Source organism: Halovenus marina (genome assembly GCF_051414115.1).
Lineage (GTDB): Archaea > Halobacteriota > Halobacteria > Halobacteriales > Haloarculaceae > Halovenus > Halovenus marina.
Genome location: NZ_JBLKNZ010000002.1, coordinates 146,450 through 152,708, shown reverse-complemented (window position 1 = coordinate 152,708; position 6,259 = coordinate 146,450). Strand labels below are relative to the sequence as shown.

Annotated in this window: 7 protein-coding genes and 2 pseudogenes; 2 read left to right on the top strand and 7 right to left on the bottom strand. The window is 55.5% G+C overall.

What is annotated here, in order from left to right; translation table 11 throughout:
• Positions 1 to 215, bottom strand: a pseudogene (locus ACMGFL_RS15905) (IS6 family transposase); the annotation flags it as partial.
• A 101-nt stretch (positions 216 to 316) separates the two neighbouring features.
• Here ACMGFL_RS15905 and ACMGFL_RS15900 point away from each other — a divergent pair.
• Positions 317 to 1,090: an SDR family NAD(P)-dependent oxidoreductase gene (locus ACMGFL_RS15900; protein WP_436936573.1), complete on the top strand. Its 774-nt coding sequence runs from the start codon at positions 317 to 319 to the stop codon at positions 1,088 to 1,090.
• A 3-nt stretch (positions 1,091 to 1,093) separates the two neighbouring features.
• Positions 1,094 to 1,969: an SMP-30/gluconolactonase/LRE family protein gene (locus ACMGFL_RS15895; protein WP_436936572.1), complete on the top strand. Its 876-nt coding sequence runs from the start codon at positions 1,094 to 1,096 to the stop codon at positions 1,967 to 1,969.
• A gap of 20 nt (positions 1,970 to 1,989) precedes the next feature.
• On the opposite strand, the gene ACMGFL_RS15890 is transcribed toward ACMGFL_RS15895, so the two are convergent.
• The 6 genes and pseudogenes from ACMGFL_RS15890 to ACMGFL_RS15865 form a co-directional block, all read right to left on the bottom strand.
• A complete protein-coding gene (locus tag ACMGFL_RS15890) occupies positions 1,990 to 2,301 on the bottom strand; it encodes a hypothetical protein (RefSeq protein ID WP_436936571.1) in 312 nt (103 codons plus the stop codon).
• Between the two features lie 63 nt (positions 2,302 to 2,364).
• Positions 2,365 to 3,153, bottom strand: a pseudogene (locus tag ACMGFL_RS15885) (transposase).
• 116 nt (positions 3,154 to 3,269) lie between these two features.
• On the bottom strand, positions 3,270 to 4,523 hold the full coding sequence (locus ACMGFL_RS15880) for a tyrosine-type recombinase/integrase (RefSeq protein WP_436936570.1): 1,254 nt from the start codon (positions 4,521 to 4,523) through the stop codon (positions 3,270 to 3,272).
• A 7-nt stretch (positions 4,524 to 4,530) separates the two neighbouring features.
• Positions 4,531 to 5,136 (bottom strand): hypothetical protein, encoded by a 606-nt coding sequence (locus ACMGFL_RS15875; RefSeq protein WP_436936569.1) that lies wholly within the window; start codon positions 5,134 to 5,136, stop codon positions 4,531 to 4,533.
• The gene (locus tag ACMGFL_RS15870) at positions 5,137 to 5,448 is read right to left on the bottom strand and encodes a DUF8065 family protein (protein ID WP_436936568.1); all 312 of its coding nucleotides are present in this window, start codon (positions 5,446 to 5,448) and stop codon (positions 5,137 to 5,139) included. It lies immediately after the preceding gene.
• A 99-nt stretch (positions 5,449 to 5,547) separates the two neighbouring features.
• Positions 5,548 to 6,228, bottom strand: coding sequence for a DUF7342 family protein (locus ACMGFL_RS15865; protein WP_436936567.1), 681 nt, complete (start codon positions 6,226 to 6,228; stop codon positions 5,548 to 5,550).
• Positions 6,229 to 6,259 lie beyond the last annotated feature (31 nt).

Here is a 6,259-nt window from a genome sequence, read left to right as displayed (position 1 = left end):
TTCGGGCTGTAGATCGGTTTTGTAAAACCAATTATAGACGGTGGATCGTGCGCACTCGACACCAAATGCCAAAAATAATTACATATTTGAAAGATATAGTTTAGCAAGATGCAACTGAATACTCAGATTCATCAAAAAATCGATATCGATTCTCGTTCAACAAACTCTAAGTCGGTCTGGTCTACACATCCACTGAGGGTAGCGTTTTGCCGCATAGACACTGAAAAAGCGCTACGTCTCACTCTTTAATCCTTATCTTAACACTACCTGGTCAGATGGCCAAATTATTATATGCGCCGGTCTTATTGATAGGGTCATGACCGGTCGTGTCGCGGTTGTCACGGGTGCGAGTTCAGGTATCGGTCGAGGGATCGCAAAGCGACTTGCCGCGGACGGCGTAAATGTCGTTACTGCAGATGTTACCAAGACACCTCGGACCGGTGAGCACTATCAGACTGGCCTTACAACACCGACTAATGAAGTGATAGAATCCGAGTACGATGTCGAAAGTAGATTCATCGAAACGGACGTCAGCGACGAAGCATCGGTTCGGGGAATGATCGACGAAATTCTCGATGAATTCGGGAGCTTAGATCACCTCGTCAACAACGCAGGTATAGTCGAACCAGGTACCAGCCAGGAAACGAGCGTCGACGACTGGAACAACGTCGTAGATATTAACCTCACCGGATATTTTATGACCGCGAAGTTTGCAATCCCACATCTCGTCAAATCACCGCAAGGGCGTATCGTGAACGTGAGTAGTGTCAACGCGCATTTCGGCGGTGCAGGTCCATCGTATGCGTCTACGAAGGCTGCTATCGTGAATCTAACGCGGGATCTCGCGGTAGAACTGGGACCCGACAACGTGACGGTAAACGCAGTCCTCCCGGGGGTAATCAAAACACCGCTGCAGGACGTGAACGACGAGGAAACGCGGCGAGAACAACAGAAAAAAACAATCCTTCCTCGACTCGGAGAGCCGGAAGACTGTGCCAACGCCGTCTCGTTTTTTTGTAGCGAGGACGCCGAGTGGATTACGGGCGCGAACCTTGCCGTAGATGGTGGCTTTCTTGCCGGGGGGTACTGACCGATGACAACACCAAACCCCGATGCGGCTCTCGTTGAACTACACGACGCAGAAATTGTCGGCAGCGATACATGGCTCGAAACTCGTCTCGATCACCCCGAGGACGTCGCAATTGGCTCGGACGGCACACTGTACACGGGCGGTGAAAGCGGACAGATTTACCACGTCGATCCCGCGGACAACACCGTCGTCGAGCTTACCAGGACGAACGGATTCGTCCTGGGTGTCACTCTGGGACCGAACGGCGATCTGTACGGCTGTGATTTCCAGACACACCGGGTGTTCAGACTTCCACTGGACGGACACGAGGTTGACGGGGAGCTCAAAACGGTCGTCTCGGGAAGCGAGACCGTGCCACCGTGGCATCCAAATTACTGTGTTTTCGATGAAACTGGTCGTCTCTATCTCTCTGATTCTGGCGATCGTAGCGACATGGCGAACGCTGGCGGGTGTATTTATGTCCGCGAGGTAGACGGGACTGAACGGGTGCTTACAGAGACGTGCTCGGCCTTTCCCAACGGCCTCGCGCTCTCACCAGATGGAACCATCCTGTACGTCGCCGAGACTGGAACGCACAACATCTGGACAATCCACTTAGACGACGGTCACGCCGAAGAAGCCTCGGTCCTAACGGACGAGATGGGTATGATTGACGGTATCGCGGTCGATTCGTCGGGACGACTGTACGGGGCATCGATCGGCGACGACGCGATCTATCGTCTCGAAGACGGAACCGTGACCACGTACGCTGCGGATCCGAATGGTCTAACGATCGGTAACCCAACGAACGTCGCCATCGATGAGGAGCGTGATGTCCTCTACGTGGCAAATCTCGGTCTCAATCATGTCACCGCACTCCCGTTCGAGAACGGGAACTGACTGTTCGCAAACCTCTTTCATCACGACTTAAACGGTTGTTCGAGTGAACAATCCAGCGATCGTTCGATCTCGAGCAATCGGTTGTACTTCGCGAGTCGTTTCGAACGTGCGAGCGAACCGATCTTAATCCGTCCCGCATCAAGGCCGACCACCAGATCTACGATCGCGGTGTCGGGAGTTTCACCTGATCGAGCCGAGAAGACAGGGTCGATTCCAGCGCTCTTCCCTGCTTCCAAGACGCGTCTCGTCCGGCGACTCTGCTTGATCAAGTGCCTCGATCTCGGTGACGCAACAGAACTAGCCGATCGATGCGTCGGTGTCTTTCGTGACACCGGCGATCGATTGCTGGATAACTAGAATGAATACTCTATTGAAAATACAGTACGGAAGTAGGATCATAGCATTTCAGTAGCCTTTTTGATGTTATAGAGAGCGAACATCAGGACAATCTCACGGAACTGCCGATACCAGAACCGGAACGCAAGACTCCGCCTTGTGTTCGCTTCGTTGTTGAGTCAGGGGTTTCTGCCATCCACCGTTGCGTGTATCTGTTCGATCGATTGAGTGCGTTGTGCGCAACAGCCATCAGTTTCGATCCACGGTGATGGATTCGATAGTCGAGATCAAATGCAGACAACTGGTATTGAGTGTGCCAGTCTTGAAATCCGTTGTCGACGACCATGGTCCGCAGGTAATCCGTGTCTGGGGGAGGGGGGACTACCCGCGGACCAGCCTTCATATTTCGTTCATGGTCGATACATCAATAAACATCCAGCACTGCCAGCGACTATGTATCTGTCAGTATCTTCGCTTTGATTATTTTAACCAATCGGTCGCTTCGCTGGAGATAATACCGCGATGTTGCTTGCGTTCAAAGAACGTGCTGTCAAAGGTGACCTGGCTCGCCAGAGGTACATTACATAGCGAGCGAGAGAGTGGTAGAGCGTCGTTGGGTCGGGTAATACATCGGGATGGAGACCGAGAAGTTCACACACGTCTAGCATGAGTCCAAGCCGATCGAGGAGTTCGGTGTATGTGTAGCCCTCTTCCTTGCGAAGACAGTGAACGACGATATGGGTCTCGCGGGGAAGCCTGGATCAGGCGGGCTTCCCCGCGTGGTTTCCCAATGCTTGTTTCGCTGCACGTAGTACCTTCTCAATAAGGTCGAGGAGCGCGACTGCCATAATCGACTTCTCGACCACGTTCTCCCAAACTGTTACGGAATAGTCGCCCCACTGTCTGTCGTTTTCAATAGAGGACGATAAACGGGAAAGCAGTCATCCATTCAAGTTCGGTTCGTTCACTTACGGTTCAGAGAATCGACCTCGTTGAGAGCTTCTGTAGCAACATCACCTAATTCCCCAGCCTCGATATGTGAATACCGCTCACGGACCACCTCTTCCGAGTTGTCGAGATACCGGGCAGCGACTGTATAGCCGAACGCGCGAACAAGAACCTCCCCCATCCCGCGGCGACCGCCGTGGGGTGCAAGATAGTCGTGTTTCGGATGGTTGATTTCAATCTCCGCGGTCTCAGAGAGTCGCTGGAGAATCGAACGTGCCCCATCCGTCGTGATCGACGGCGGGCGGATGTCCTCGTCGAGCGCCAGCAGGAGGTCGCGAGCGTACTCATCGCGTCGCTCCTCAATTGTCTCCGATTGCTCTCCTCGGTCGGCTAACTCCTCGTGCACGAGCTCTGCAAGCGTCCGCTGGTCGAGTGTCGGGAACACGGGCCATCGCTCTGCTGGCGGATCCAGTAGTTTCCGATAGCTCTGCAACGGGGAGATAACGGGGTCGGGGAGGCTGGCGGCGTCCCACTGTTGTTTCTTCCGATAGACGTCCATACTCCCGTCTTCCAGTTGGATGTCCTCCCACCGCACGCCACGGCGTCGCGGGTCGTCGGGATCACGAAGGAGTTCTCCCACGCGGACAGCCGTGTACGCGAGGACGACCACGAGCGTCCGGTCGCGGGCCGCCTTTAGCGCCGCGTACCGGGCTCGGTGCTTGTCGAGTGAGTCCACATCATCGGGAAGGGTGGTGTATGCCTCGATGGCCTCACGCGCCTGCTCGTCGACGTGCCGGGTGAGAGCGTGGCGCTGCTCGGGTGTCCAGGCCTGCTGGTCGCCGGGTTTTCGGCCATCGTCTTCTGGAAGCGGTGCCATCGCGCTTGCCCGCTGTGCGTAGTGTGCTTCGAGATAGCCCTCGTTGACACACCAGCCACACCACGCCGAGACGTAGGCGTAGTAGGTCTGAACCGTGTTCTGCTTGAGTCCCCGATCGCCAGAAAGGTGCCGGGCATACTCACGGAAGACCCGCTCGTCGAGATCCCCGAAGGTGGGGTCGCGGTCAACATTCTCAGGGACGATCCCGACCCAGTTCTCGTCGCCGCGCTCGCCGGCGGCCCATTCCACGAATCGTTCGAGTTCGCGAGCGGCGTTCCGGCGGTAGTTCCCGCCCTCGCCACCGCGACCTTTTCCTTTGTCTTGGAGATACCGCTCGAAGGAACTTGCAAGCGGTGTCGAACCATCGCGTGTCGGGGAGATATTCTGATTCATATATGTTTCACGGGATCAGGTGGTCGTCGAGGATGTCGCTACAGTCGATGGGGATTCCTTCCCACGCAGCCTTCACGGCGTTATATCCGGTCCAGCCCTCACGTTCTAACAGCTCGCCACACGCTTCACAGAACTCACGACGCGAAATCAGTTCGTTGTCGTAGAGGATGTAGAACAGAAACGGTGGTGCCACAACACGGATATCTTCGTGATAGTCGTCGACGGCCCGACGAATCGAACGACGACCAGCCGCGTCCATCAGGATGACGTAGTCGACAGTCTCCGGATTCTGCGCCACCTCCTGTCGGAGTGATTCCTCAACGGCGTCTGCTCCGTGAGGTCGGGGCACGCTCGTCACCTGCGTAAGCGGCGTCTCATCGTCTTCAAGGGTATCGAGCGCGGCACGGCTCCCGTTATGAAGCCGGTATGGCCGGCTTCCCTCGGGCGCAGTCTCGCGCGTGTTCTCGACGTGCCGCTCGAGTTCTTGTTTGCAGACGTTTGTCGTCGTAAGGCCAACGTGTTCGGTGATCTGGGGCCACAAGGAACTGTTCGCAACGGCGATCAGCGCGTCGGTATCAACCAAAATCGGATACCGTGTGGTGCCGCTGGCCATCTAGACGAGATAGTCGCTGGTGTCGTCCTCAGTAGCCTCACGGAATGCGTCGATATCCTCTTTGAGGAGGTCGAGTTCGTCACCGAGAAGTACTCGAGCAGCGTCTTCCGAGAGGTTACCTGCCGAATAGCGTTCATAAATTGCGATTTTGTCATCGTCCGTCATCGATCGCCGAAGCATCTGGGTCAGCCCCTCGCGTGCGAGTTCGCTGATATTGATCCCGCCCAGGTGGACGGAGTCTAGTTCGGTTGCCGCTTCTTTGAGCGGACCAGCACGGAATTTGATCGTATCGTCGAGCGATTCCTGACTCATAACAGGGAATACACAGGCCCGCTTGATAAGTTGTTCCCCTTTGTGTGAACATATGTGAACGAACGGAATGACCACGACTTCACGCACCTATACCCGAGATCACGAGTCCTCAGTGCCTAAATCAGACTCCGATCCGATAGGATCGACTGCAGTCTCCATCCATACATCGACATCCTCATCAGAGAATCCGTCATCCATCTCATCGACTGTGGCGACGCCATGAAGACTAGCCGATGTGTCTGAATTGCTGGCCTCAGGAGACTCTGTCGTCGGGGCGAGGAAGTCCCATTCGCGGATGGCGAAGCCGACAATCTGGATACGCCGCTGAAGGTACTCCCACTTACGGGCAATCTCACGGCGACAGTCTTCCTCCTCAGCATCAAGGGACTCGTCAGCGAGCGTTCCACGAAGTTGGTTCGGTGACTCAACACCGAATTCGTCCTCCCAGTCCCGAATCTGCGTCTTCATGTCGGTGAGACGATCAGTGAGCTCTTCGACAGTGTGCCCGCTGTCCCGAAGACGCATCGCCTCCTGCATCGCTTGTCGGCGGTAATCAGGGTAGTACGTCGTATGGGTTCCGCTCTCGTCACGGTGGAGAATACCATCGTCGACGAGTCGTTCAAGGACGCGCTTGGTCGGCTCGTGTGACCAACCAGCTTCGGAGGCAATCCAGTTGGCTGTCCGCGGTTCCGACAGCTGTCGGGCGGTCATCCGAACTCGGTCTTCACCCGTGGTCTGGCGTTCCATCAGGTCCTCCGAATTCGTTCCGTCTTCGGTCATATAACATCGGTCGGGCTATATCTTAATATAT

Excerpts from the sequence above, each read along its gene's own strand:
- ACMGFL_RS15900 (WP_436936573.1), top strand. The coding sequence starts at position 317 with ATGACCGGTCGTGTCGCGGTTGTCACGGGTGCGAGTTCAGGTATCGGT.
- ACMGFL_RS15895 (WP_436936572.1), top strand. The coding sequence starts at position 1,094 with ATGACAACACCAAACCCCGATGCGGCTCTCGTTGAACTACACGACGCA.
- ACMGFL_RS15880 (WP_436936570.1), bottom strand. The coding sequence starts at position 4,523 with ATGAATCAGAATATCTCCCCGACACGCGATGGTTCGACACCGCTTGCA.
- ACMGFL_RS15875 (WP_436936569.1), bottom strand. The coding sequence starts at position 5,136 with ATGGCCAGCGGCACCACACGGTATCCGATTTTGGTTGATACCGACGCG.
- ACMGFL_RS15870 (WP_436936568.1), bottom strand. The coding sequence starts at position 5,448 with ATGAGTCAGGAATCGCTCGACGATACGATCAAATTCCGTGCTGGTCCG.
- ACMGFL_RS15865 (WP_436936567.1), bottom strand. The coding sequence starts at position 6,228 with ATGACCGAAGACGGAACGAATTCGGAGGACCTGATGGAACGCCAGACC.